Annotated in this window: 24 protein-coding genes; 1 reads left to right on the top strand and 23 read right to left on the bottom strand. The window is 43.4% G+C overall.

The annotated features are described in order from the left end of the window. Positions 1–50 precede the first annotated feature (50 nt). Positions 51–1,334, bottom strand: coding sequence for an adenylosuccinate synthase (locus tag KHM83_RS10935; protein ID WP_213237054.1), 1,284 nt, complete (start codon positions 1,332–1,334; stop codon positions 51–53). A gap of 144 nt (positions 1,335–1,478) precedes the next feature. After that, a complete protein-coding gene (locus KHM83_RS10930; protein WP_213237053.1) occupies positions 1,479–2,669 on the bottom strand; it encodes a class I SAM-dependent methyltransferase in 1,191 nt (396 codons plus the stop codon). A gap of 135 nt (positions 2,670–2,804) precedes the next feature. On the opposite strand from KHM83_RS10930, the gene pepV reads away from it, so the two are divergent. After that, on the top strand, positions 2,805–4,187 hold the full coding sequence (gene pepV, locus KHM83_RS10925) for a dipeptidase PepV (protein ID WP_213237052.1): 1,383 nt from the start codon (positions 2,805–2,807) through the stop codon (positions 4,185–4,187). A 44-nt stretch (positions 4,188–4,231) separates the two neighbouring features. Here the strand turns inward: pepV and KHM83_RS10920 are convergent, their stop codons facing one another. The 21 genes from KHM83_RS10920 to KHM83_RS10820 all read right to left on the bottom strand — a co-directional run bounded on the left by KHM83_RS10920 (position 4,232) and on the right by KHM83_RS10820 (position 26,744). Further along, positions 4,232–4,525, bottom strand: coding sequence for an AzlD domain-containing protein (locus KHM83_RS10920; RefSeq protein WP_246543050.1), 294 nt, complete (start codon positions 4,523–4,525; stop codon positions 4,232–4,234). After that, positions 4,522–5,289, bottom strand: coding sequence for an AzlC family ABC transporter permease (locus KHM83_RS10915; RefSeq protein ID WP_213237050.1), 768 nt, complete (start codon positions 5,287–5,289; stop codon positions 4,522–4,524). The genes KHM83_RS10920 and KHM83_RS10915 overlap by 4 nt, the downstream gene beginning before the upstream one ends. A gap of 485 nt (positions 5,290–5,774) precedes the next feature. Further along, positions 5,775–6,635, bottom strand: coding sequence for a UTP--glucose-1-phosphate uridylyltransferase GalU (gene galU, locus KHM83_RS10910; RefSeq protein WP_213237049.1), 861 nt, complete (start codon positions 6,633–6,635; stop codon positions 5,775–5,777). Continuing rightward, positions 6,632–9,013, bottom strand: a complete 2,382-nt coding sequence (locus KHM83_RS10905; protein WP_213237048.1) for an ATP-dependent DNA helicase — start codon at positions 9,011–9,013, stop codon at positions 6,632–6,634. The genes galU and KHM83_RS10905 overlap by 4 nt, the downstream gene beginning before the upstream one ends. A gap of 157 nt (positions 9,014–9,170) precedes the next feature. Then, complete coding sequence (locus KHM83_RS10900; protein WP_213237047.1) at positions 9,171–9,920, bottom strand: transglycosylase SLT domain-containing protein; 750 nt, start codon at positions 9,918–9,920, stop codon at positions 9,171–9,173. 334 nt (positions 9,921–10,254) lie between these two features. Beyond that, complete coding sequence (locus KHM83_RS10895) at positions 10,255–12,012, bottom strand: sensor histidine kinase (protein ID WP_213237046.1); 1,758 nt, start codon at positions 12,010–12,012, stop codon at positions 10,255–10,257. Then, entirely contained in the window at positions 12,012–12,683 is a 672-nt protein-coding gene (locus KHM83_RS10890) for a response regulator transcription factor (protein WP_213237045.1), read from the bottom strand. Before KHM83_RS10890 ends, KHM83_RS10895 begins: the two co-directional genes overlap by 1 nt. Before the next feature lie 15 nt (positions 12,684–12,698). Beyond that, the gene (locus KHM83_RS10885; RefSeq protein ID WP_213237044.1) at positions 12,699–13,178 is read right to left on the bottom strand and encodes a hypothetical protein; all 480 of its coding nucleotides are present in this window, start codon (positions 13,176–13,178) and stop codon (positions 12,699–12,701) included. Then, complete coding sequence (locus KHM83_RS10880) at positions 13,175–14,092, bottom strand: hypothetical protein (RefSeq protein WP_213237043.1); 918 nt, start codon at positions 14,090–14,092, stop codon at positions 13,175–13,177. Before KHM83_RS10880 ends, KHM83_RS10885 begins: the two co-directional genes overlap by 4 nt. A 77-nt stretch (positions 14,093–14,169) precedes the next feature. Further along, positions 14,170–15,390, bottom strand: coding sequence for an ABC transporter permease subunit (locus KHM83_RS10875; protein ID WP_213237042.1), 1,221 nt, complete (start codon positions 15,388–15,390; stop codon positions 14,170–14,172). Then, the gene (locus KHM83_RS10870; RefSeq protein WP_213237041.1) at positions 15,387–16,172 is read right to left on the bottom strand and encodes an ABC transporter ATP-binding protein; all 786 of its coding nucleotides are present in this window, start codon (positions 16,170–16,172) and stop codon (positions 15,387–15,389) included. Before KHM83_RS10870 ends, KHM83_RS10875 begins: the two co-directional genes overlap by 4 nt. A gap of 164 nt (positions 16,173–16,336) precedes the next feature. Next, on the bottom strand, positions 16,337–17,572 hold the full coding sequence (gene tyrS, locus KHM83_RS10865; RefSeq protein WP_213237040.1) for a tyrosine--tRNA ligase: 1,236 nt from the start codon (positions 17,570–17,572) through the stop codon (positions 16,337–16,339). 608 nt (positions 17,573–18,180) lie between these two features. Then, positions 18,181–19,380, bottom strand: a complete 1,200-nt coding sequence (locus KHM83_RS19965; RefSeq protein WP_213237039.1) for an HD-GYP domain-containing protein — start codon at positions 19,378–19,380, stop codon at positions 18,181–18,183. 93 nt (positions 19,381–19,473) lie between these two features. After that, positions 19,474–19,809 carry a hypothetical protein gene (locus KHM83_RS10855; RefSeq protein WP_213237038.1) on the bottom strand — a complete coding sequence of 112 codons (336 nt, stop codon included), beginning with the start codon at positions 19,807–19,809 and terminating at the stop codon, positions 19,474–19,476. Between the two features lie 76 nt (positions 19,810–19,885). Continuing rightward, on the bottom strand, positions 19,886–21,289 hold the full coding sequence (locus KHM83_RS10850; protein WP_213237037.1) for an MBOAT family O-acyltransferase: 1,404 nt from the start codon (positions 21,287–21,289) through the stop codon (positions 19,886–19,888). Between the two features lie 9 nt (positions 21,290–21,298). Next, the gene (locus tag KHM83_RS10845) at positions 21,299–22,603 is read right to left on the bottom strand and encodes a DHHW family protein (protein ID WP_213237036.1); all 1,305 of its coding nucleotides are present in this window, start codon (positions 22,601–22,603) and stop codon (positions 21,299–21,301) included. Between the two features lie 82 nt (positions 22,604–22,685). Beyond that, positions 22,686–23,540, bottom strand: coding sequence for a DegV family protein (locus tag KHM83_RS10840; RefSeq protein ID WP_213237035.1), 855 nt, complete (start codon positions 23,538–23,540; stop codon positions 22,686–22,688). Positions 23,541–23,549: 9 nt separating this feature from the next. Next, positions 23,550–24,098 carry a GNAT family N-acetyltransferase gene (locus KHM83_RS10835; protein WP_343213145.1) on the bottom strand — a complete coding sequence of 183 codons (549 nt, stop codon included), beginning with the start codon at positions 24,096–24,098 and terminating at the stop codon, positions 23,550–23,552. A gap of 16 nt (positions 24,099–24,114) precedes the next feature. Beyond that, positions 24,115–24,984 carry a 16S rRNA (adenine(1518)-N(6)/adenine(1519)-N(6))-dimethyltransferase RsmA gene (gene rsmA, locus KHM83_RS10830; protein ID WP_213237033.1) on the bottom strand — a complete coding sequence of 290 codons (870 nt, stop codon included), beginning with the start codon at positions 24,982–24,984 and terminating at the stop codon, positions 24,115–24,117. Positions 24,985–25,042: 58 nt separating this feature from the next. Continuing rightward, positions 25,043–25,606, bottom strand: coding sequence for a ribonuclease M5 (gene rnmV, locus KHM83_RS10825; RefSeq protein WP_246543042.1), 564 nt, complete (start codon positions 25,604–25,606; stop codon positions 25,043–25,045). An 85-nt stretch (positions 25,607–25,691) separates the two neighbouring features. Then, entirely contained in the window at positions 25,692–26,744 is a 1,053-nt protein-coding gene (locus tag KHM83_RS10820) for a 3D domain-containing protein (protein ID WP_213237032.1), read from the bottom strand. Positions 26,745–26,776: the final 32 nt, after the last annotated feature.

The raw sequence follows: 26,776 nt of genomic DNA, 5'->3' as shown, positions 1-26,776 counted from the left end.
CTGATATCGGATTTTTTTATGAAAAACATTTTATGTTTATAGATATAATATTAGTAAATACTGCCTCTCACAATGGTTTGGCTGCGCTTTGGTCCAACGGAAACAAGTTTTACAGGAATACCTGTGAGTTCTTCAATTTTTAAAATATAGTTTTGAGCTGCTTCGGGCAGATCTTCAAAAGACTCGCAGGCAGAAAGATCTTCCGACCAACCCGGCATTTCTTCATAAACGGGCTCACATTTCGCGAGTACATTTAAGCTCGCCGGAAAGTTAAGCATCAGTTCACCATTGTACTGGTAACCCTTGCAGATTTTAACGGTTTCAAAACCCGTTAATACATCCAGCAGCATCAATGCAATACACGTCATGCCGTTAACGCGTGCGGAATAATTCACCATGACTGTATCAATCCAGCCGCAGCGTCTTGGTCTGCCGGTGACAGTCCCAAACTCTCTACCGGCAACGCGAATGCGATCACCAATCTCATTTTCCTGCTCTGTCACAAAGGGCCCTTTGCCGACGCGCGTCGTATAAGCTTTTGTAATGCCCACTACTTCGCCAATGACATTGGGACCAATACCTGAACCAATGGTAAAACCGCCTGCTGTTGGATGTGAACTCGTCACATACGGATAGGTGCCGTAATCCAAGTCGAGCAGTGTTCCCTGCGCGCCTTCGAGCAATACTTTTTTACCTGATTGCACCGCATCGTGAACGATGACAGATGTATCGTCTACAAACGGTTTAATGCACTCTGCATAGCCTTTATATGTTTCAACGAGCGAATCCACATCCAGCGGTTCGCCGCCATAAATTTTCGTAATCATTTGATTTTTCGCTTCAATTTGTGCTCTGAATAATGGTTCGAAAACCTCTGGGTCAATGAAATCACAAATGCGAATGCCGCTGCGTTCAACTTTATCCATATAGCACGGGCCAATACCATTCTTCGTGGTACCGATCATTGCCGCCCCTCTAGCCTCTTCAGCCAGCCGGTCGATCTCTCTGTGGTAGGGAAATACCACGTGTGCACGATCAGAGATACGAATAGAATCCGTCGCAACGCCCTTTGCCTTAAGGCCTTCAACTTCTGTTAAAAACCCCTGCGGATCAAAGACGACACCGTTGCCGATGACATTAATCGTGTGTTTGTTCAAAATACCAGATGGAATCAACCTCAGTGCAAATTTGCTGTCTCCGACGACAACAGTATGGCCGGCATTGTTACCGCCCTGTCCTCTCACGACGACGTCCGCCTGTTTCGCCAAATAGTCAATCACTTTACCCTTACCTTCGTCACCCCATTGGGCGCCGACGATTACAACTGTTGACATAAAACACCTCTTTTCAATATATTCATTCAAAAATGCATATGCATTTGACAAAGCTGAAAATAATCCATAGTCATACTAACAGATAAGCCCTTCAAAGTCAACACAATAACGAATGTTTATACCGATGTTTTAACAATCATTCGGCTAAAGGCGATTAATCAAACGGTCGCCTAACGCTTTTTCAATGGATGGCGTCACATGCCAGAAATTTTTCAGATTCAGATAGTCCTCAGCGGCCATCTGAATTTCATCTTCTTCTCGTTTGCCGTCTTGCCGATACGCACGGATCAGGATATTCTTTGGCGTATGTGTCATATCAATAAATTCCAGCATTTGTACATCATAGCCAACCACTTCAAGAGCCTGCGCCCTAAGCGTATCCGTCACAACTGTGGCGAGTTTATCCTTGACAATTCCATGCTTCAACAGCGGCGAAAGCACATCGCTCTGCATTTGTCCAAACAATTCGTGCTGACAGCAGGGGACCGCGAAAATAACTTTAGCATCCCATGCCACCGCTTTGCCGATGGCGGCATCTGTTGCCGTATCACAAGCATGCAGTGAAACCACCATATCGACTTTACCCTTATATTGATAGTCTTTAATATCGCCGACTTTAAAGGTCAGCCCATCGTATGCGAGTGCCATTGCCACCTCATTGCAAAAGGCGATGACATCTTCCTTTAAATCAAGTCCAATGATGCGAACGCGCTTGCCGCGTATTTTAACCAAGTAGTAATAGAGTGCAAATGTCAAATAAGCTTTGCCGCATCCAAAATCAATGAGTGTCAGCACATCATTTGAACTGCTTTCTAGCTCCTTAACAGCATCTGAAACAAATTCAAGGTATTTATTCAGCTGCCTGAATTTATCATATTTTTTCTTATACACATTGCCTTGATCGTCCATGACCCCTAAATGTACGAGAAAATCAATAGGCTCTCCTTCGTTCAAGATGTATTGTTTTTGACGGTTATGCGTAAAATCCACCTCGGCGGGTTTCATGGTCGCAGCCTGTTTAATCACAGTTGCCTTGCCCTTTTTGCTAATGAGAATTTGATAATTATTTTCGGCAGTATAGAGCATCCCCTGTTTGAACTGATGACCAAGCATCGTCGTCAGCCACTCGACGAACTCACTTTCAGGAATATTCTCATGGGTTACCTTCTTATCAAAATAGTAACAGGCGTGAAAAAAGCGCAATTCTTTCATGAGAATCGGTTTAACGTCAATTTTATAGTAGGCAGCCTCAACATTTCGGCGTACACTGCTTAGCACCACGCGCAAAAGGCCCTCTTTCATAATTTCTGTAATTTTAGGATTTAAGTGTTCCATATACACCTCCGCTCCAGCTACTATTGTATATGCCCGTGAAAAAATATACAATGGATTCCCAAAGACAAATTTTCATCATCTATCGACCAAGTCGGTGTTATGGCATCGCAGCGTCACGTAAAGAGGAGGAAAAATATGAATGCATTTTTAGAAACGTCAGAAGGCAAAATGCTTATTGAAGCGTTGAAAGGCCTTATTGACATCGACAGTACCGAAGGTCGGGCGACGGCAGTATACCCTTTTGGCGAAGGCGTTGCTGAGGCGCTTCATTATATGCTGGCACTTGGCAAAAGCTATGGCTTTAAAACTGAAAACATTGATGAATACGCCGGTTATATTGAATTCGGCGATGGTGCAGAAATGCTCGGTATCCTCTGCCATCTCGACGTCGTTCCCGCAGGCGACGGTTGGACTTATCCGCCTTTCGAGGGCACTCTCGTCGAGGATCGGCTTTACGGCCGCGGCACACTTGATGACAAGGGCCCGGCAATGGCATGTCTCTTTGCCATGAAACGCCTAAAGGACAGCGGCTATAAACCGTCGAGACGCATCAGACTCATCCTCGGCACAAACGAAGAAAGCGGCAGTAAATGCATGGACTATTATGTCGAACATGCAGAAATACCAACGCTCGCCTTTAGCCCTGATGCAGATTTTCCCGTCATACACGGCGAGATGGGCATCTTGTTGTTCGAGCTGAAAAAAACATTTTCCGATCGACTCGAAGACGGCGGTGTACGCCTCTTAAATTTAAAAGGGGGCACTGCTCCAAATATGGTGCCCGATACTGCCGAAGCTGTTTTGATCGATACCAAACCCGTCATTCCTATTTTGGAAGCCTACAATGAAACAAAGGGTACCAGCTTGTCGTATGAACGCGCCGGCGATACGCTCATCATCCGCGCATCAGGCGTCAGCGCCCATGCGAGCACTCCTGAAAAAGGCAAAAACGCCATTGCGGCGCTGCTTGGCTTTTTGGATCTCATTGATCTCGAAATCGGCGATGCTGCAAATTTTGTTCGCTTTTTCAATCGTACCGTCGGCTCTGAAACAGATGGCACATCCTTTCATCTAAACCTTAAAGACGCCTACAACCCACTCGTCTTCAATCTGGGGATGATTGATCTTAACGAAACCGAAGCCAGTGTCACTATCAATATCCGTTATCCCATCACCTTGAAAGAAGCAGACGTCAAACGCGGCATTGATACAACCATTTCAAACAGCGGCATTCAAATTGGCAACTGGTTAAATATTGATCCGCTCTTTTATGAAAAAGACCATCCACTGGTAGCAACGCTCATGGACGTCTATCGAGAATTTACAGGTGATTTAAAGGCAGAACCCATTACCATCGGTGGCGGTACCTATGCGCGTAGTGTCCCAAACGCCGTTGCGTTCGGTGCGCTCTTTGAAGGCAGTGAAGATCTCATGCATCAAAAAGATGAGTACATTTCACTGGATGATCTTTCAAAAATGCTAACCATTTTCGAAAAGGCCATTCGCGCATTAAGTTAAGTGGTTAAACAGCAAACAGCAGCGATGCTTCAAAACATTGATTGTCAAAACAGCCATAAGAAACCATAGACGCTAATAACAGCGCCCAACACAACCGTTGTGGCGCTTTTTTGCATCAGAGAAAGCAGTGCCGCAGCTGCTACGCCCACCAGTGAAGCTTCAGCGGTGCCGCAGGCGGACAGTACATCCGGAAAAATGAGCACGCTGAGCATTGCATAGGGGATATTATTAAAAAAACGGCGCCAAAAGGCATTTGGCTTTAAATCTTTAAACCAGACCATCGACGCAATCCTAGGCAAAAACGTCACACATGACATGCCGAGAATCACAGCCATCATTTGTCGCACGACGCGTCCCCCTCTCTTTCAAATTCACCATCCAAATGCGTCTCCTTAATCAATAAAGTTCCCAGCAGCGCCGATCCAACGGTCGCAATAATAATGCGCCATCCCGTCGGCACGTGATAGGCTGCTAAAACATAGGAGAACACACCGGCACCAATGCACAATAATGCCATTTTCTTTTCTCTTTTAACCGTTGGAATCAATAAACTGATAAACAGTGCATAGATGGTAATGCCCAGACTCGCCGATAAAATAGGCGATAACTGACTGGGGGCAAATGTTCCGATGGCAGTGCCACTAATCCACGCCATGTAGAGTGAGAACTCAAAACCAACCATATGCCAAAAATCAGGCAGTGTCTCCCTGCTCGATAAATAGACAAAAGCCTCATCTGTGAGAAAATACCCTAAAAGGGCACGATGGCGGGACTTATAATCAGGCGACAGTCGTTGTGTCATCGTCGTACCCATTAAAAAATGGCGAATGTTGACGATAAAAATCGTCAGCACGATCTGTACAGGCGATGTTCCCATGGCCATCATCTGGATTCCCACAAACTGGCTGCTGCCGGCATAGACCAGCAGCGACATCAAGATTGGCACCGCAACCGGAAAACCATACGCCTTTGCGAGAATACCAAATGTTACGGAAACAGGCAGGTAGCCAAACGCCAACGGCAAGCCTTCTCTTATGCCAGCTGCTGCTGTTTTAAAAGGTATTTTGAATTTTAATTTTGATGGTTCTTCGCCATTCTTCAATCGTATAGCCTCCTAATCCCCACACAATCTTTATTGCACGTCATCTCCTTATTATCTCTCGTCATCCATTTTTATTCATGCCCATTGATATAATGTCATAAGGTACTATATTCTACACGTTCTATGAAAATCATCAAATCAAATACATCCTGTCAAATGCGTTATATTAAATGCATTATACGTTATATGATACAAACGTGCAATATGATTTAACGAATTGCTTTAGCATGCACCCAATCATATTCCATGACAAATTTTTAGCTAGAATCTACTCATACAGCATAATCATCAAAATCTTCAAAAACGAACAAAAGACAGGGGGCCACGGAATCCCTGTCTCGGCAATTGTACAATTCTTCATCATTTACGGTCATTTTACTTGACGCACTTTCATCCGTAATCAGATGCGTAAACGGCATCTTTCAAAGGACGGGCATGCAGCAGATTGTGGTGAAAAGGCAACTTGAGGCTATATTGCAATTGCCTCAGATAATACTTCTGAGATAATCTCTAAAATCTTCTGAAAGCGCTTCTGTTCTCAGTGCATATTCCACCGTTGCTTTGAGATAACCCAGTTTATCACCGGTATCATATCGCTTGCCGTCAAATTCATAGGCATAGAGTTCTTTATGTTTGCTGAGATGGATCAGCGCATCCGTCAATTGAATTTCATTACCCTTGCCTGGTTTCGTCTTCTCAATCATATCGAAGATGTCCGGTGTTAAAATATAGCGCCCTAAAATCGCAATATTGGACGGCGCCTCTTCGACACCTGGCTTTTCCACCATGCCCTTAATTTCATAAAGTTTGTCCTCTACCTTGACACCGTCGACAATCCCATATTTATTCACTTGATCGCGCGCAACACCCTGCACGCCCACAATCGTACTTTCATAAGTTTCATAGACATCCATGAGCTGTTTAATACAAGGCGTCTGCGAATAGACGATATCATCGCCCAACAGCAGTGCAAACGGTTCGTCGCCGACAAAACTCTTCGCACAATAGACGGCATGTCCCAGTCCCTTCGCTTCTTTCTGCCTTACGAAAAAGATATTGGCCATGTTGGCAATGCGCTCGGTGAGTTCATAGAGTGCTTCTTTTTGCTGTTCTTTTAAAAAGACTTCCAACTCCGGTGATTTATCAAAATAATTCACAATTTCTTCTTTGTTGCGGCCAATAATGATGAGAATATCTTCAATGCCAGCATCAATGAGTTCCTCCACATTGTAGTGAATAGCAGGTCGATCGACGATGGTCAGCATTTCCTTTGGCATTGACTTCGTCGCCGGCAAAAATCGCGTGCCAAACCCGGCTGCCGGTATAACGGCCTTTTTAACCTTCATAAATCAGGCTCCTCTCTCCAAAATGATTGTAGTACATCCTCAATGGTGTCGATGTGAACTGTTTTTTGCACCCAATGGTCCGACAGTATGGCCGTGTATTGCCGCTGCATGAACCGCGTATCCATTAGTAAGATAACACCGCGATCCTCGTGATCTCTAATCACACGCCCTGCACCCTGCATCACTTTATTGATGCCTGGAAAACGATAGGCAAAATCGTAGCCATCTGCTTCAAAATACGCCTTTATCAAATTGTTTTCAAACGAAATCATGGGTAAACCAACGCCAATAATCGCAGTGCCAATCAGCAAATCGCCTTTTAGATCAATGCCCTCGGAAAAAATGCCGCCGAGTACGGCGAAACCGATGAGCGTCCTGACGTCCTCACCATTTGCACGCCCTTTTCGGTGTATCTCAAAAGACTGCAAATAGTCGTTCCTGTCTTCTTCAGACATTTGCCTACCCTGCACTATTATATCATAAATACCATCGTAAGCTTCAACAAAAGCGTCTGCGATGCGATCCATATATTGATAGGAAGGCATAAAAACCATATAGTTTCCCGCCTTGGCCGCAGCCATTACGTGGACATACTGACAAATCTGTTCAAGTGACTGTTCACGGTCTTTATACTTGACGCTGACTTCACGTGCTGTTAAAACGAGTCTTTTTGACTGGTCAAAAGGCGATGGCAGCCGATAGCACTGCGGCGCCTCAATTGTCGTCAGCAGCCTACGGTAATAGTGTATCGGCGACAATGTTGCTGAAAAAAACACAGTTGCCCTGCTATTACCAATAAACCGTTGAAGCTGTGTCGCAGGATTGATGCAAAAAAGTCTAATCATCGTACTTGGGCGATGCCCATTCACCATGTAGAACAAGAACCCTTTATCATAAAGTTCACTAATTCTAAGATAAGACAAAATATCAAAATAAAGATCCAGTACCAAATCATAACCTTCAAAAGCATGACCACTGGCGAGCCACTTTTCAATATTCACAGCACGCCTTCTAAGCTGTGTATAAATCTCCGGAATTTCATCATTATCCACATATAATCCCGTCTCATCACACTTTTTCCGCACCTCTAAAAACATGCGATTAACGCCATCGAGTTCCTTTTTTAAATAGCGGTCTCGGTCACCGACAATGCGTTTAACCGACATGACCTTCTCCTTGCTAAGCGTCGCAGAAAACATTGTCCGCGCCCGGTCTACCAGATTATGCGCTTCATCTACGAGAAATAGGTAAGATTCACTGGGCACATCAAAAAAGCGCCTTAAGTAAACCCTTGGATCAAAAGCATAATTGTAATCGCAGACGACAACATCCGCATGAATTGCCAAGTCCAGTGAAAACTCATAGGGACAGACCTTGTACCGCTCGGCAACCGTTTCCACAGCCTCCCGTGTATAGTGTTTAGCACTGTTCAATATTTCCCAAAGCGCGTCGTTGACGCGGTCGAAGTGTCCATTTGCATAAGGACACTTTTCCGGATAGCACGTTGCCTGATCCAAAAAACAGATTTTATCTTTCGCCGTCAGTGTCATCTGCCGAAGTTCAAGACCGCACGTATATAAGAGGCTGACGGTATCCTCCGCAACCCTTTTTGTAATGGCTTTTGCCGACAAATAAAATATTTTATCCGTCATCGATTCATTCAAGCTCTTAATTGCGGGAAAAAGTGTTGAAATCGTCTTCCCGATCCCCGTCGGCGCTTCGACGAACGCCACCTGTTCGCGTTTAATCGCCTGATAAACCGCAACGGCCATCTCCCGCTGACCTCTTCGATAATCCGGAAATGGAAAAGCCATTGATTCAATGGATGCATTGCGCCGTTTTTGCCAGCGATGCTTCATCGCCACCCATTTTTCAAATTCCCGAACGGTTGTCATATGAAATGCTTCCAGCTCTTCAAATGAACACACCTTTCGAATACGTTTGATTTCCTGGCTTTCAAAATTGGCATATGTAAGCTGAATCGTCATCTCAGATAAATTGTTCAGCGCCGCAAACATAAACCCGTAATATTTTGCTTGGGCCCAGTGAACCGGATAAGTCTCTGCATCAATGGTTTCAAGATCCCGTGAAACCCCTTTGATCTCGTCAATGGTATAACCCTCAGCCGTTTCCAAAATCCCATCTGCGCGCCCGCCGATTTTAAGCAGTATGGTCTCACCGCTCTCAGCATCTTCAAAGCTGTGCACATGCTGAAGCGACACCTCCGGCAAATAATCACCACCCTGAGACTCTTGAATCATCTGGTGAATCTTCATGCCGTCCACCATTTTTGATTTGCCTTGGAAGCGAAGATCTAGGCTGCCGGACCGGTATACAAATTCTACTAGATTTCTGACGGAAACACTTTGTTCGTACATTCAAGCCCCCTTGACAATCGACTACGCCTATTTTATCAAAAAGTGAAAAGAGAAGCCACCCATGGCGACTTCTCAATCATACCTTTCTCCACAACAGGACACACCGCTCAAAGCAGGCTGAACTTCGGTCTGACTGCCATTTTTACGAATAGCTGTCCTACTGATTGTAAGACAAATACTTGCGTTCTTTGTTGAGAACCGTTCTGGAATAATCAGTTGAATACGTTTGGTTCAGTGCAAAATACTTTTCTAAATTATACGGACCGCGATTGTATTCCGATAAAATTTTCTCCATGTTTGCGCCGTTTGAGCTCATCAAGACATCTAAATACTTAATACCCAGCGCCAAATTATAGTCGGGTTCAAAAATACGCGTTGGGTCGTAAGAGAGTCCCAGTTCCTCGCCATAGGCCGTTGCAAGCCAAGATTCCGTTTTCGGTATAATTTGCATATAACCTCGATCTTCGTGCGTTCCCACGAGATCGGCTTTAAAATTGCTTTCAAGATCAATGATCGACAAGACCAGTGAATACGGAATATCAAATTGATCTGCGTACTTCACCAGTGATGTTGCTGCCGCCAGATCCAGCGGCGTGTTTTCGGCAATTTCATTAGCCTTGGATAACTGATCCATTTCAATGCTGTCAAAGTCGATAACACGATCGAGCGCTTGGTATTTTAAAACAATATCCTGTTGTGATTCCAAGGTTTCAGTTGCTGCATTCAGCTGCGTTTGCATAGCTGTTATCAGTGCACTTTGGGCTTCCATTTTTTCTGTAAGTGTTGAAATTTCATCCGTATAAACTTCAATTTTTTCCGATGCCTCTAAATGCGCTGAAAACAGCACACCCAAACTAATTAATACGATAATAAAGGCACCATAAAAAAACATATGGTTCAACTTCATAATATCTACCTTCCTCTGAAATTTAGATTTGATTCATCTTTTGATGACATCGATCTGAAAACAATATCGATACACACCATTTCGGCGGGTTATCCAGAAATCGTGAGACTCAAATCTTCTTTTTTAAAATGATAAAAACATAGCGAAGCGCTATGCTTTTTAAGTCTTTCAAATTATAACACATCATTAAAAGGTGTCAATTACAAAAATTTAACTTATGTTGTTATCCCCCAAACGATGAATACATTTTACATATTCTGTATACGCCGAAAGCGTTGTAAATACTACCTCAATCTGCATATATGAATAGTGTATTCATAATTCATTGTTAAATTTACACAATGTGATTTACATATTTATCCATTTCGAAATAGAAAACGACACCACTTTCAGTATTTGCAACGCCGTATTTGCATTGATGCTGCTCTAAAATCTCCTTTGTAATTGCAAGACCAAGACCGCTGCCGCTGCCCGATTTCGTTCGCGATTCATCCGCTCTAAAAAATTTGACCCATACTTTTTCCAGATAAGCTTCCGGTATCGGCGCACAGTGGTTATAGATCTCAAAACGAATGCGGCGTTCGATCACCGTCGTCATGAGTGTCACTTCCGTTCCCGCATCACCGTACTGAATCGCATTGGCAATAAAGTTCTGCACCGCTCTCGACAATTTGCGGTAATCACCGTAAACGAGGTCATAGGCAGCACCAGTAAAAGCTAGGGAAATTTGTTTTTTTGAAGCGAGTTTCTGACTTTTTTCAATAAGTCCTTCCACCATGGTATTGAAATGAAATTCTTCGATATCCAGCGTATACGCCCCCGTTTGAAGTTTTGAAAGTTCCAGCATATCGTTGACCAAAGCTTCCAGCGTCTCAACCTCATCAAGGATAATCCCCGCGTAATAGGATAAATCTTCCTCTAGTACACCGTCTTCCATTCCCTCTGTAAATGCCCTGATAACACCGAGCGGCGTTTTGAAATCGTGAGAGACATTGCGAATAAACTCTTTGCGCATATGCTCTACCTCACGGTCTTTCGCCATATCTTCTACGAGCTTCTCATTGGCTTCATTGAGCGCTTTCAGTGAATTCTCGAGGTTATAGGAGAGATGGTTAAGGCTTTTAGAAAGCCTGCCAATTTCATCATTGTGTTTCACCTCAAGATACTCTGTAAAATCCAGCTGTACGAGTTTTTCCGCTTTGCGCTCAATATCGTAAAGCGGATTTGAAATACTGAAGATGAGAAAGAACATCATCACGGCACCAACGATAAACACCCCTGTAATCAGTGCCGGATAAAAAGACTTCAATGCCGTTGTCGCCTCGATAATCGGCTGTTGATCCGTCATAAAAAAAATTGATTTAACCGTGGCATCACCAACATTAAAAACTTTGACAATGTATTCTCGTCCCGTTTCATAATCTGAAAAGATAAAACTGTTATCGGTAATGTTTAAATCACCCTGATTAAAGTAATACTTATCTACTGCTGTGGCAAGACTGTTCTTCCCAGCGCCGTAAATTAAATCGTCCTCATCTGGAATGCGCAAGCTGAGCACCGTGCCTGAGATATGATCCAGACTTAATTTTCCGCGAACCTTTGGATCGATGCCATCGAAAACCATCACATCATTGATTTTCATTTGCATTAGAGAAATATTGCTCAGATCATCACCCCAAAGATAGCCATAAACATCAATTTCATCGCCGCGGTTGACGGACAGTGAAAGGTAATCTTCTGGGGTGAATACTTCATTGAGCTCAACTTCATAAACCTGTCCATTTGTATCCATCACGAAAATCTTATACTTTTGTTCATTGATAATTCCATAATGATAATCTACCAGTGCAACCTTCACATTGTTTTTATTCTCAAAATACTGCACGTTCTGATCGAGCAGTGTTTGATTCCACTTTGCCTCGTCATAGAGCATTTCAAACGATTCATACTGTGCATCAATATCCTTGATTTTCAAATCATAGTAATACGTTTCAAAGCTGCGCAATTGGATGACAAAAGCAATGGTGACAAAGACGACAAATATAAATGTCGTCACCACAAACAGACGGATTACCACACTGGATGATCTCATTATTTCACCTCATACATATACCCGACGCGCACGATGGTCTTAATATGGTCGCTGCTATACGTCAACTTTTTCCGGATTTTTTTAATATGCGTATCCACCGTACGATAATCGCCGTAATAATCATATCCCCAAATTTGATCCAAAATGTGTGCACGCGTCATAACGTTATTCTTATTCTGTACCAACAGAGACAGCAGTTCAAACTCCTTGGGACTGAGCAATACCTCATCCTCTCCGTCAGTAACCGTGTATTTGGATCGATTAATAGAGAGCTGTCCCGATTTTATAATTTGATTTGTCTCGGCGCCTGCTGCAACGCGTTTCAGTAAAGCGTTAACACGGGCGACAATCACTTTTGGACTAAAGGGTTTGGTCACGTATTCGTCTGCTCCGATCTCAAGTCCCTTGATTTTATCTTCATCATCATCACGTGCAGTGAGCATAATAATCAGCGCATCTGAAATACTGCGAATCTGCTTTGTCGCTTCAAAACCATCCATTTTAGGCATCATGATATCCATCAGGACGACATCAATTTCATGGTTCTCTACAATTTTAAGCGCTTCAAAGCCGTCAGATGCCTCAAAGACACTGAATCCTTGCGCCATAAAATACTTGCCCAATATTTCCCGAAGTCTTTTTTCATCTTCCGCAATCAGTATATTTTGCATATTGCTTCACCTCTATCAATGGTTTCGCTTATAGTATTCGCGTTCATAGACCGTTATTAGTTCATAGAGATCAGCTGTCCGAACCGTATCCTGCACCCACGCCGCATCGTCCGATGTATAGTGCTCCTGAATAGCAGAAAGCCCTTCATCAATGCGTTTTTTCAGCTGTTCATTCATATAGTCTGAGACAACCATTTGAATAGCTTCCGTGAGTGCCGCATCGTCCATCTCCGCAGTCACCTGTGCCTTCACTTGTTCATAGATGGCATCATGATGTGCCACGACGTCAAATACGCGCATTTCATCTTGAATGGTATCTCGAAGCGCCGTCAACGCATCCTCTTCAATGGGAACTGCCACAGCTTCTTCAACCTCTTCTTCTGCTTCGAGCTCCTGCGTTGATGGAGGCGTTTCCTGCTTCGAACAGCCTGCCGACATCAGCGCTCCGATCAAAAGCATGCTGATCATTAAAAAACGTATGCGTTTAAAATTCATGCTTTAGGTCCCTTCTTCTGCTTTTGGTACGCCTGCATCCTTAAGATCTGCATGGCATTGACCTGTGTGCTGCGCTGAGATTCTACAGCGTGCTGCTTCGATGCAGTAGGCGGTGTTTCTTCATCATCCAAAATATCCGCTTTAATAACATTAGAGGGACGACCGCCTTTGTCAAGCTCTTCAGGTTTTTGAAGCTCGTTGATGAGTACCCCAATGGTATCACTCACTTGACTCATTTTTGCAATTTTATATTTCCGTTTAATGCGCTCGATATCATTGCCCGAAAAACCCAAGATAATATTCGCTTCTTTAAAACTGATTTTTTCATCGATAATTTCAATGACTTGGTCGACGAGTCGATTCTTTGCTTCTTTGACACTGACAAAAGGCTTTTCCGGCGGCTTCTCATCTCCCAGCAGATAGGCTCTGAGTCGAGCACGCCGCTCTTCCTCTGCTTCACCAGAAGTCTTCACCGCTTCTGACCCCGCCGCCTCTGTCTGAGCTTCTGCGTCAGCTTCCTCCTGAGCTTCTGCCATACCATCTATAAAGAACCCCTCTCTGAAATGATCTGTCGGCTCTAGGAAAATTTGTGAAGTCTGCTCAGCCGATTCACCTGAGACGACGTTCCCACTGTAATCATCAAGTGTCTTTTTAACTTTCTCATATGGTGAAGATGGCGCCATTGCTTCTAAAACATCGGATACCGCCTCCTCTTCACTGGCCAAATAACCCTTTTGCTGAAGCGCTTCAAAAGCGCGCTTCGCCGTGACTGCCGTACAGCCCATATATCGCGCCAATTCTTCAGAACTGAGTTCGACCTCTTCTTCCTGCGCCATGAGCACGAGCAAACACATTTTTTCATAAATATCCATTTGTTCATTTTCAAATATCTCGCGTTTAATTTGTGACCACATTGCGCCTCCAATACGCCAGCGGCTCATACCGCCTTCATTTCCTCTACGCCTTCACTTTCTCTATACTTTCACTTTCTCTACGATGAGGTAAAAATAACTTTTTCATTGTTAAACAGGTTTCTGATCCAAAGCACCAGAACCGTCCACGTAACCGCTGCGTTGGCAAGTGCGACAAAGAATTTTATCGGTGTTATCTGATACATGAATATTTCTTTTAAACCGACAATCTGACCATAGATCGGGATCGCATATTTCCAAAGCGGTTCAGCGTTAAAAGCATACATGTTCAAAAACGATACCACCATAATCAACATGTACACAGGTGTCATATAAGTTCCCGCTTCCTTGACATTTTTCGATACAGCACTGAGCAGACTGATAATCCCGACATAAATACCTACCAACATAACAATCAGTCCAATGAGATAGAGGATATCCAATGCGCTGTAGCCAAATGAAACGCCAATACTCACTTCATTCGGCATTAAGAGCATGAGTATACCCAGAGTCAGCAGCATACCCGCAATAGACGAAAGGGCAGAAAGCGTTGCAATAATCGCGTGGCTAATCATTTTGCCAATGGCAATCGCCTCCCGTTTAACAGGCGTTACCAGCAGCGTCGCCAGAGTCCCGCGCTCTTTTTCGCCGGCAATGGAATCCATGACGACACTCATCGCACCGGCAAATAGAAAGATAGAGATCAGCATCGGGATAATAGTACTTAAAATTTTGCCGGAGGCTTTGTCCTCGTTAACCGTTTCAGCTGTTTCACTTAAGTCTTCAACATCAAATACTTTGATCGCATTTGGATTTTCAAATCGATCTGCCAAAATACCATTTCGATAGGTATCCAGCATATCATTCACAAAATGATGAAAAGAAGCTTCCGAATAGTCTTCACCATAATTGTAGTATGTGTAAACAGAGGCTGATTCGACGGATTCAATACGACTGTCAAAATCGTCATTAAAACGCGCAAACATATCCAGCGATCCCTCTTTGATCAATGGTGCATATGTATCAACCGTTTCCCCTGAAACGTATGTCACCTCTACGCCTTCTGTCAATTCGGCATTTTGTGCCAAAAACGTCTTAAAGCTATCAGGGGCGTCACTGATCACATAGGACGATACATGCGCTTCAACATCTTTTATAAAGTTCATGGAAAGATACCCCATGACAGAATAAATCACGCCAATACTGAGTGCCGGTATGAGAAACAGTGTAATCACCATTCTGCGATCTGTAAAAATACGTTTTAGCTCTCTTCTAATAATACTCTTTAGTGCTTGGCTCATGAGACACCTCCATTTTCCGCTCGATAAATTTCAAAAAAGGCATCGTCAAGATCTTTTTGCCCCGTCTGTTCAAGCAGTGATGCAACTGTCCCCGCCGCGGCCAGTGAGCCGTTTAAAATGACGGCTATTTCATCACAGAGTTTTTCGGCAACTGTCATGATATGCGTTGAAATGATAATCGTTTTACCCTGATCTCGAAGCATTTTTAAATAATCGGTCACTTTTCGCGCCGTAATGATATCGAGGCCATTGGTAGGCTCATCGAAAATGACGACTGGCGGATCGTGAATAAGACTTACCGCAATGGCGACCTTTTGCATCATCCCCTGTGACAGTTCACCAATTTTTTTGTCTTTAAAAGGCGTAATATCAAAATATTCAAATAACACATCCGCTCTTTCTTCAGCAAGTGCTTTTGGCACACGATGCAAATCTGCAAAGAAGCGAAGGGTATCCAGCGGTGTAAAGTGTTTATCGAGCTTCAAGTCGTTCGTTAAAAATGCAATAGATGCCCTGACTTTTTCAGGTGATTCTTCAGCATCAATCCCCATGACGAGCACTTTGCCATCCGTTGGTTTTAACAGGGTTGAAATGCATCGGAGCGTTGTCGTCTTGCCCGCGCCGTTTGGACCTAGCAATCCAAAAATAGTGCCGGGCCTCACAGTGAAAGAAAGATCGCTGACGGCAATTTTTACTTTTTGCCGCGCCTGTCGATCGGCAATCATCGCAAGCTGTCGTTTACTGAGTTTATAGGATTTTTTTAATCCGCTGACTTCAATCATTTATGCCTCCTCAATATGCTAATATTATAACCCATTCTTTCAGAAATGATAAATGAAATACCCATTAAGTTTTAAAGATAAAAAAAGGCATCCCGCTACATGGATAAAATTTGTTATCCCATATTCGGAAATGCCGATATTTTTTATTGAAAAACAGTTCGCTTTTAGGATTCAACTGTAATACGTTGGTATACTTTTTTGCCTTTTCGAATCATGAGACTGCCATCTGTTAAGTCTTCAGGTGTTAAGATTCTTGCAAAGTCAGCGACTGTTACATCATTGACGGCGACGCCATTTTGCTGAATCAGGCGTTTGCCCTCACCTTTTGATTTAATCAGACCAATGTAAATCATTGCATCCAAAAGCGGCAAACCCGCTTCAATCGCTGAGAGCGGTACCATTGTCGTTGGTATGTTTTCACTGTCGCCGCCGCCTGCAAAGAGCGCCTTTGCTGCATCCAGCGCCTTTTGTGCTTCCGCTTCACCATGAACGATCTTCGTAAACTCAAAGGCCAAAACTTCTTTCGCATGATTGATCTCAGAACCTTCAAGTGCTGCCAAACGCTTTACTTCATCCATTGGCAGGAATGTCAATAGGCGCAGACAGTTTTCAACATCTGCATCTTCAATATTGCGAAGGTATTGAAACAGTTCATAAGGCGACGTTTTATCAGAATCAATCCAAATGGCGCCCTTTTCCGTCTTACCCATTTTTTTGCCATCGCTGGTCAAGAGCAGTTTAAAAGTGAGACCGTATACCTGCTCGCTCTTTATCTTGCGGCATAATTCAACACCGGCGATGATATTGGACCACTGGTCATTGCCGCCGAACTGCATTTTGCAGTGATGTCGATTATTGAGTTCGAGAAAATCATACGCCTGCATAATCATGTAGTTAAATTCCAAGAAGCTGAGGCCGCGCTCAAGTCGCGACTTAAAGCATTCTGCCGTCAGCATTTTATTCACTGAAAATTTGACGCCGACTTCTCTTAAAAAAGTAATGTAATTCAGATGGTCGAGCCAGTCTGCATTATTGGCGAGGATACCGTTTTCACCGTCCAGTGTCAGATATTGCTGCATTTGTCTCTTAAGCGCCATGGCGTTTTCATCGAGCTGTCCGGATGTCAGCATTTTACGCATATCCGTCTTGCCCGAAGGATCGCCAACCTTTGCCGTGCCGGCCCCAACCAGTGCAATGGGGATATGGCCCGCACGCTGCATATGCATCATTACCATAATTTGAATAAAGTGACCCAAATGAAGACTGTCAGCCGTAGGGTCAAAGCCGATATAAAACGTTACGCGCTCTTTTTCAAGCAATTCCCTGACTTCGTCCTCATGTGTCACCTGTTCAATGTAACCACGCTCCATCAGCGTATCGTATACATTCTTTGTCTGCATGTCAAAACACCTTCCTATCTTTAAATAATCTTATACAAAAGAATCTTTTCTTTTATTTTTTCTTTTATCTTTCTTCTTTTAGACTCATCTTTTCTTCTATCTTATTACCCTGATTTGTGACCACCATGTTTTGGGGACTATTCACCTGTAAAATACTCAAAGTAAGTTCAAATCTTTTTTCATAAGATTTGCAGCATCCATCTGATACAAATAAAAAAGGGCGCTCCCCGTCGAAGGACGAGAGCACCCGTGTTACCACCTTACTTTACAATTGTATTGATATTGCCAATACAATTGCCTTAAACTGTTTAACGCTCAGCATGCGTCACGGTTTCCCGTAAAAGCTCTTGAAGTGTAATGAAACAACCCATATCGTCAGTGTTTTCACCTGCCACACTGCTCTCTAAATCCCCATGAGAGGCCTTTCTTCAATCCATACGCTCTATTATTTAGTTCTTCCAAGTGATATAAATATAATCAATTCATCAAAAAATGTCAAGCCCACATGGCTAAAAACACAGTTCTTAATCCAAAACACCAATGTTTGCCACAATAAAATCAATCACTAAATCGTCTCTTTTATTGAGAAGCAACTGTGAACGCTAGCATTACATCAACGTTTCAACATTAATAGAACGCTCTTTGATGAGATTCACAAATTTTTCACCCACTTGAACAATTGGCCTCGTCGGATAATTTTCTTCGATGAAAACAATTTTACCGACATCGCCGTTGGTGAGCTTCACCGTCTTGCCAAGGTAAAACTCAGAAAGTTTTTTAATCAGGACGTAACAGACTTTTGAATCAAAGAGCTTGCCGCTAGTCCACGAAAGATATTCAGCCGCCATAATCGGCGAGATTGCCTTTTTGTATGGACGATCTGAAATCAGTGCATCAAAAACGTCGCAGACCATGATAACTTTCGCAAAATCATGAATCTGATTTTCACGCAGTCTCAGCGGATAACCGCTGCCGTCCATGCGCTCGTGGTGGTGCAGCGCAGCATACTTGATATTGTTGCTGACCCCACGCGTCTTAAGCAGAATGCTGTACCCAAATTGTGCATGTTTTTTAATGAGTTCAAATTCATCAGGTGTCACTTGCCCAGGTTTTTGAAGTAAAAATTCCGGAATATGAAGTTTTCCCATATCGAATAAAAGACCTGCTTCGGCGAGCTCTAAAATTTCAGGCTCACTGTATCCAAGCCATTTCCCTATCATCGACGCTAAAATCGAAACCCGCAGCGAATGATGAAACGTATAATCATCCGAAGCCTTAAGCTGATTGAGACGCATGAGTACATCGTTATTTCGAATCATATCCGGCAGTGTTTCTTCGACATTGCGCCTGATGCGATCGAGATCCAACTCCCCATCGTCCTTGATATTTTCAATCACCTTTTTGGTATCCAGCAAAGCTTCTTCATGCTTCACGTCAATTGGCACATTCCCTTCGCCTGTCAATACGTGAACCGCCATATTGGCGTTGACAGCAGAGCGGGTTGCCGGTTCATAGACATGTGTTTCAATCTCATCCAGCGCCTTTTGCAGCTTATCTGCATCAAAGGGCTTGCCTTCCGTATGCGCTCGATTAGCGAGATCAGTCAGATCCATTTCGACAGATTCATCGAGCTCTTCCGCATGGTCCAAAATATAGACATCTTCAATGCTCATCTGGGAAATGAGGGCAATATGTCTTTTTGAAAGTTTCGTCCCTTTGCTCAATAGCTCTATCATGCTATCATTGCTAACGATGGGAGCACCGAGGATCATGCCCGGCTCCAACTGACTTGTCGCTATTTTTCTCACAGTCTATCACCATCCAATTAAAAAGATTTGTAAAGACTTCACACTACATTTCTATTATACCTAAAATTCGGCAAACCTGACAAACAAATATCATTAAATCCGAATAATCGCCATACTCTCTTTCAGTTCAGAAATCATGCCGCTGGGCAATGCTTCCAAACTAATGTTGATTTCATAAAGATGATCACTGGTTTCATGCACTTCCAGCACTTTGCCAACCAAAGAAAAACGCGTCCTCAAAAAAGTGACGTCAATGTTGACAAATTGATTGATAGGGTAATCTGATTTTGTAATGACTTTAAGCTTGCCGTACGAAAGTTGCGAAAGGTCCATCAAAATCGGCATTTCTAATTCTACGATTTCATTATCTTCCAGACAAAAGACTTTGCTGGTCTCAAAGTTGAATGCATCTTTAAAGCTGTTGATCATACTTACCCCTCCTTTTCAATTTCATATTTCTAATATACCCGCAATTGTACCTTTCAATCTGGGGTTTTATTTCATGCTAGAATCTGAAATAGAGAAAAGGATTATAGGATTGTCCAATTAAATAGACGAGTGAAATCGCCAGAAGACCAAAGTGAAGCGCCGTCTCTGCCCACAAATGTTCATGCCCTCTCAGTTTCTTCCACAGCCATTCGAGCAATGGGGTCGTCCCCATTACAGCCAATGCAAAAAAAACAAAGTGATGCTGAATGGTTGTTATCGTGGATGGTTCTACGAGGCCATCCGCGCCATAACCGAACATGATTCCAATATAAGTTAACCCATCCGATACAGCCGGATAATAAAAAATCATCCATCCCACGAGCATTGCCGCGAGAAAATACACGTGCTTGATCGGCTGTACGATCAGCGTCGGCAGGGAAAAATCACGAAACAACCGACTGCCCCATCGCTCGGCAAAAATCAAAATGCCGTTAAAGAGGCCCCATAATACAAAGTTCCAACTGGCGCCATGCCATAATCCCGTTAAAAACCATACAACAGCCATGTTCCAGAAAAAGCGTTTACGATTACCGCCAAGGGGAATATACACATAATCCCTGAAAAAACTGCCGAGCGAAATATGCCATCGCCGCCAAAATGCTGAAATTGATTCTGAAATATAGGGATAGTTGAAGTTTTCGCGGTAATGAAAGCCCACCATTCGCCCCAGTCCAATCGCCATATCAGAATAACCTGAAAAGTCGTAATAAATTTGAAGGGCAAAACAGGCACTGCCAAGCCATGCCGCAGAAACACTTAGCTTTGTCAGATCGCCATCCAGAATAACGGCACCAATCTCCCCTGCAATATTCCCAAAGTAAACTTTTTTAAAGAGACCTATGCAGAAACGGTTTACCCCATAAGAAAAATCAGACCAGTTTTCTTCACGATTCCGAATTTCATGTGCAACATCGCGGTATCGAACAATTGGCCCCGCCACAAGTTGATGAAAAAGTGAAACATACAGTAAAAAGTCAAAAAAACGCGTGTTGGGTTCAACGTCACCACGATAGACATCAATGGTATAAGAAAGCGTCTGGAATGTATAAAACGAAATGCCTATAGGCAGTGCAAAAGTGTGAAACGGCAGTGAGAGATGAAACAGCTGGTTAATGTTATCCACAAAAAAACCACCGTATTTAAAAAAGCCCAAGAGACCGAGATTAGATGTAAGTGATGCGATCAATCCCAACCTCCGCTTTAGCGGTACCGTCTGTTTTGCGATCCAACGACCGCATAGAAAATCAACGACGGCGCTAAAGATCATCAGCGAAATCCAAACAGGTTCTCCCCAAGCATAGAAAATTAGTGAAAAGACAATGAGCACAGCATTTCGCTGGTCACGTGTTTTCAGCATATAATAAATCAATAAGTTAATCGGCAAAAAATAAATTAAAAATGCAATGCTGGAAAATACCATCGGCCACCCCTAGTTGACGTTTTCAAGAATATCCGCATAGGATTCGGCGGCGAGCGCCTGTCCAGAATTGACGAGCATCAATCGATTGACGCCGTATTCATTGACGAGCTCTGCAACGGGCTTGCTCGTATAACGGAGGTCTACAACCACAATGCGTTTAAAATGATTGACAAAATAAGGTGTCAGCGCATTACCATAGGAATCTTTGATCACCATTAGCGTCTCACCATCATCTGGTTGATCTAAATTATCAATCACGGCCAATCCAAAATCACCGCCTAAAAAGAGCTTGTATTTATAATCGTCAATATTAAACGCTTCACTGATAACACTGTCATAGTCTAACGTGCTTTGACTGGTGTAGACCTTGTACGTCACATTTGCCTTCGGTACGTAGGCTGAAATCTTATCATCGTGCGCCTTTAAAACGTCGCTTTGTGTCAGATTGTAGATAGAGCCAAGAAATTCAATGTCCGTAAGCTCATCAAAAGCAGTGAGGTCGTATGGCTCAAACGCCATTTTCTGACAGGCCTCCGTATAAGCATAGTAAGCCCCCAGCGATGTCCAGTGGTGATCTGTTCGAAAATAGATATACTCATCCTGATGCGCTGCCAAAGCCGGATAAGGATCAATTTTTACGATATCATGCTCTAGTCCATTGTAGAATTGCTGAATGGCATCATACTGATTATCTGTGTATCTGGCATAATCATCATCTACAAATGCGACAGGACTTGGCGCCATGAGCACGTAGACCTTGAGTTTATCTAAATAGTTGTCACTGAAGTGATTGTATGCTTCTGCCAATCTGTCAACTGTATCAGGTTTATAAACATATGACGTCATGCCTTTTTGATCGTAAATTAATATGTTGGTCTTGTAATCATCTGAAAACTCTACCTTCGAAACGTCTACACCCTTTTCGGGCTTAACGGGAATGAGCATGCCGATATCATCGGGGTAGTGCGCTATGTCGTGCACAATCTTCGCTGTTTTCGTCGTTTTTTCTTCACTGGCAACCGCTTCATTGGCACCATTTGTGGTCAGGAGAACAAAATCATCCTGTGTTTTTAATCCTTGAAATGATGAAAGCTTGGTCGACAAGTCAATCCAAGCCTCTCTGTAGAGAAAGCGATCTCTTAAAAAATCATCGATCCCCATTGTATAAGCGCCACTGAAAAAATCTTCATTAGACCATTCCGGCCAAGGTGCCAGCCTTCGATTTTCAGTATATGACATATAGCTGTCGTCAAAATAGAGTCCATTGGCAATGCCCAGCGCCAGCAAACCTCCAACAAACAAGACAGCTTTCATCCTAAATCCCCTCATAAGCTAATTAATTACTCCAACCATTTTAATCGTTATCAACAATTTGACGAATCCGATAAATCCAATCTTACAAACTGCTCCTAAAGAATATGGCAATGACACCTGGACCGCAATGTGCACCAATGGTACACCCAAGCTGACCTACGATGAATTCGCGGGTGCCATATGCCGTTTCAAAATACGACTTAACAAAAGCAGCCTCTTCTTCATTCACTGTATGCGCAATGCCGATGCACTGCCTGTCGAGATACTTGCCGTGTGTCTCCACGTAGTCCAGCATCTTTTGCAAACGTCGCTTTTTGCCCTTTACTTTGTCAATTGGCATTAAAAATCCATCCTGAACATTGAGTACAGGTTTTATATTGAGAATATTACCAAGTGTCGCCTGTGTCCGATTGACGCGTCCGCCTCTAAAAAGATATTCTAAATCATCAACGGAAAAGACGTGTTCCATTGACGTTTTAGCGCCGTTCACATAGGCGACAATCTCGTCATGTGTTGCACCGCTTTCAGCCATTTTTGCTGCCTCAACGACAATAAGTGCCACGCCGATTGATGCACATTTGGTGTCAATAATGGTTATTTTAGCATTTGGATATTTTGCAAGAATATCTTCATGCGCCAGAACTGCGGTCTGATATGTACCAGAGAGATTCGATGAAAATGCTATATAAATATACTCGTCTTCTGTTTGAGCCATGCGTTCAAAGGCTTCCATGAAAACGCCCAGTGGAATTTGAGACGTCTTGACACTAGCGCCCGCCTGCATGCGCACATAGAGCTCATCTGATGTCAAATCAACATTGTCTCTGTATTCGACATCATCAATGTATACCATGAGCGGCAGCACTTCAATACCATGTGCCTCCGCGATGGAATGGGGAATATCACTTGCGCTGTCCGCAATAATCTTGATTGCCATCACTGCCTCCTATTCTAATGCTTCATTGAGAATGACCATATGGTAATGATCTTCCCAAATGCCGTTAATTTTAAGATATTTACGTGCAAGACCTTCGTTGACAAAACCGTTTTTCTCAACGGTTCGCATAGATTTATGATTTCTTGGCATTATATTTGCCTCAATGCGGTGAAGCTTTAACTCCTTAAAAGCAACTTCGACAACCTTTTGAATTGCTTCCGTCATATAGCCTCTTCCCTCGTATTCATAGTCCAGTTTATAACCTAAAAAACACGATTTGAAAACACCTCGAATGATATTCGTCAGCGAAATGCTGCCAATGGGAAGTTCATGATCTGAATGCTTCACGAAAATCCAAAACCGTACCATATCACCTCTTAAAAAACCCTCTTCTTCGAGTTTCAGCGTTAGTCGATGGTTCTCAACATCAAAAAAACCAGGTGCTTTCTTGTGTTCCCAAGGTTCCAAAAATGTTTTATTGCGTTTGTAGTAAGCTGCAACCAGTGCCGCTTCTCTTGGTTCGAGCACTTTTAAAATCAAGCGCTCTGTGTTAAACACTTTCTTCAAAATGACATCACTTCCCTTTTTGCCTCGCCACAGCATTTGCCAAATTGGCAAATGCATGAATATCCAGCGCTTCCCCGCGCGTATTAACTGGAATGCCCGCTTCGACGAGTGCTTCACCCGCCTCAATTTTCGTAAGTCCCAGCCGTCCGCTTGAAAGCGCATTTTGCAATGTCTTTCGACGTTTGCCAAAGGCATCGCGTATGGTATTAAAAAAGATTATCTCATCCAACAGCGCAACAGGAGGCGTTTCTCTGACCTTAAGCCTAATAACAGTCGAATCGACTTTTGGTGCCGGCATAAACGACCCTTTAGAAACGCGCGTTACAATGCTTGGTTCTGTAAAATACTGCACGACGACAGAAAGCGCACCGTAATCAGGGCTCGACGGTGATGCAAGAATTCTGTCGGCAACTTCTTTCTGAATCATCACAACCAAATCCGAAATGGGTATGCGCTGTTCGAGAAACGTCATGATAATGGGCGTTGTCACATAATAAGGCAAATTTGCCACAAGTTTAGGCCGACGCCCTTCAAAAGCATCTTCAATCAAAGCCGGTAAATCAACCTTTAAAACGTCCTGATTGATAATGCTCAAATTGTCGAAATGACCTACTGTTTCATTTAGTATCGGCATTAACGATGTATCAATTTCAATGGCGACGACACGCTTCGCATGTTCACAAAGCGCTTCCGTCATCACACCAATGCCAGGACCTATTTCCAAGATCTCATCTTCCGAACCAATCTCAGCGCCTTTTATAATGCGTTCTAACACGCTTTCGTCGATAATAAAATTTTGGCCGAGACGCTTGCTAAAATGAAAACCATAGCGCGCCATCAAATCCTTGATTGTTCTCGGCGAAGTTAATTTTCCCATGACCACCTATTCTCTCATGATCTTCATGATCTGTATTCATATATCTATTCATCCGCTATTACAGAAGGCGTTCAGCCTCTTCTACTGATTTAAGAAATTCTTCTACTGTGATGCCATAGTGATTAAGCCTGCTTAAAAACTGTTTACCGCTGCAGTAACCAATGCCTAAAAGTCTGCCGACAACGGTTCGCTTATGCGCGGCAGAATCAGTCCCCATTAGGCCATTATGTACTAGGTCTGTCTGTGTGAACAAATGTATCGGTTTTTCAGATGCCGTTCGAACGCGATTTAATGCGTCAACAATCGCTTCCGGCGAGGCATTTTCAATGCCAATGTCGCCTTCAGCATAAGCCTCTTCCTTCGATAAAAAAGCATGCTTGCAGTTTGGAACGCGCTTGCTGATTCGCGCTCTGATCTGTTCGCCGGCATAATCCGGATCTGTAAAAATAATGACGCCACTGGTTGCCATGGCGTGCTCAATCCGTTTAAACGTCGCTTCACTGATGCCAAAACCATGCGTGATAATAAAAGCACAGTCTACCGCACGCTTCACGGCGGCAACATCATCCTTCCCTTCGACGACAATTGTTTCCTTTATATAGGGTTTTTCCTGTGTAAGCAATCAAACACCTCGACTTGCGTTTTTTATGCTGTCTTCATGAACTGAATAAACTGTCTTACAATCGCAGAATCACACTGCGATTTACTCAATTTGCATAGCCAATCATCATATTTTCATCAATCGGCTCATCCAAGACATAGACGCGAACGTAACGCGTGCCGTAGCGCAGCGCCTGACTTCTATTTTCAATAAACAAATCAATACGGTTACCCTTGATGGCACTGCCGGTGTCCTCCGCCGACGAAAAACCATAGTCGCGCATACTGTCAAGTGATTCAACATAAAGATTTGAACCGAGCTTTATCACGCGCGGGTCAACGGCAACCACACCCGGACGTGCCTTGGTACCGGAATATGTAATACCATATGCAGGATCCCCCGGATATTTACCGCAGCTTTCATAGGAAAGATCGTATGCCGTCGCGCGCATCACGATCATTTCTTTATAGCGAAATGGCATCCCCCTGCTCGTAACGAGCAGCTTATCCAAGCCCTCTTCAACAATCTCAGCAATCGGTTCACGCGAAACGACCTGATCATCAAGCTGTCTTGAGACGAGCACCCCATTTTCATAAACATTTTTAAACGTGCAAGTTGATAGGCCGTCTTCGCCTTCAGACAGTAGCTGCGTCTTACCGGGCTCCAAATCTTCTGTCAGCTTATAGACAGTGCTGTGATGAAGCGTTTCAGACACTTCTTCATAGTCCACATCAACCCGAACAATTTCAATTTTTCTGTCAAGCGCAATCTGTTCAGACTTCCTCGGATAAACCTGATCGTTGTCATCAAGTTCAATACCGGCAGCGGCCAGTATTTTGCCAACTTGTGTTTCTGTCGTAAAGAAAGTTCGCGTCCCTTCACCTTCTACCAGTGAAACGGCTTTAGCTCGAAGTACACGTATGGTGAGATCACCCGTTATACGCGTTTCTTCAGAGGGTATGACGACATCACCTTCTCTGAGTTCAATATCAGCATGCGTCAGCGCTGCACCAACAGTCTGACTAAATGTCGTCATGGTCACAGTCTGCGATTCTTCTTCAATTGTGATATCGTGCTTAAAACCCGCCTTTACACCCATTGTGCCAATTAGGCCAATGGCAATGAGCAGGAAAAAAGGCTTTAATCCTTTTTGAGTCATGCAAAACCACCTTTAACACTATTTTATGCCCT

The organism is Fusibacter paucivorans (assembly GCF_018390735.1).
In the GTDB taxonomy this organism is placed as follows: Bacteria; Bacillota; Clostridia; order Peptostreptococcales; family Acidaminobacteraceae; genus Fusibacter; species Fusibacter paucivorans.
Note: the sequence above shows the minus strand (reverse complement) of the source record. Positions and strands in the feature narration are given on the sequence as shown.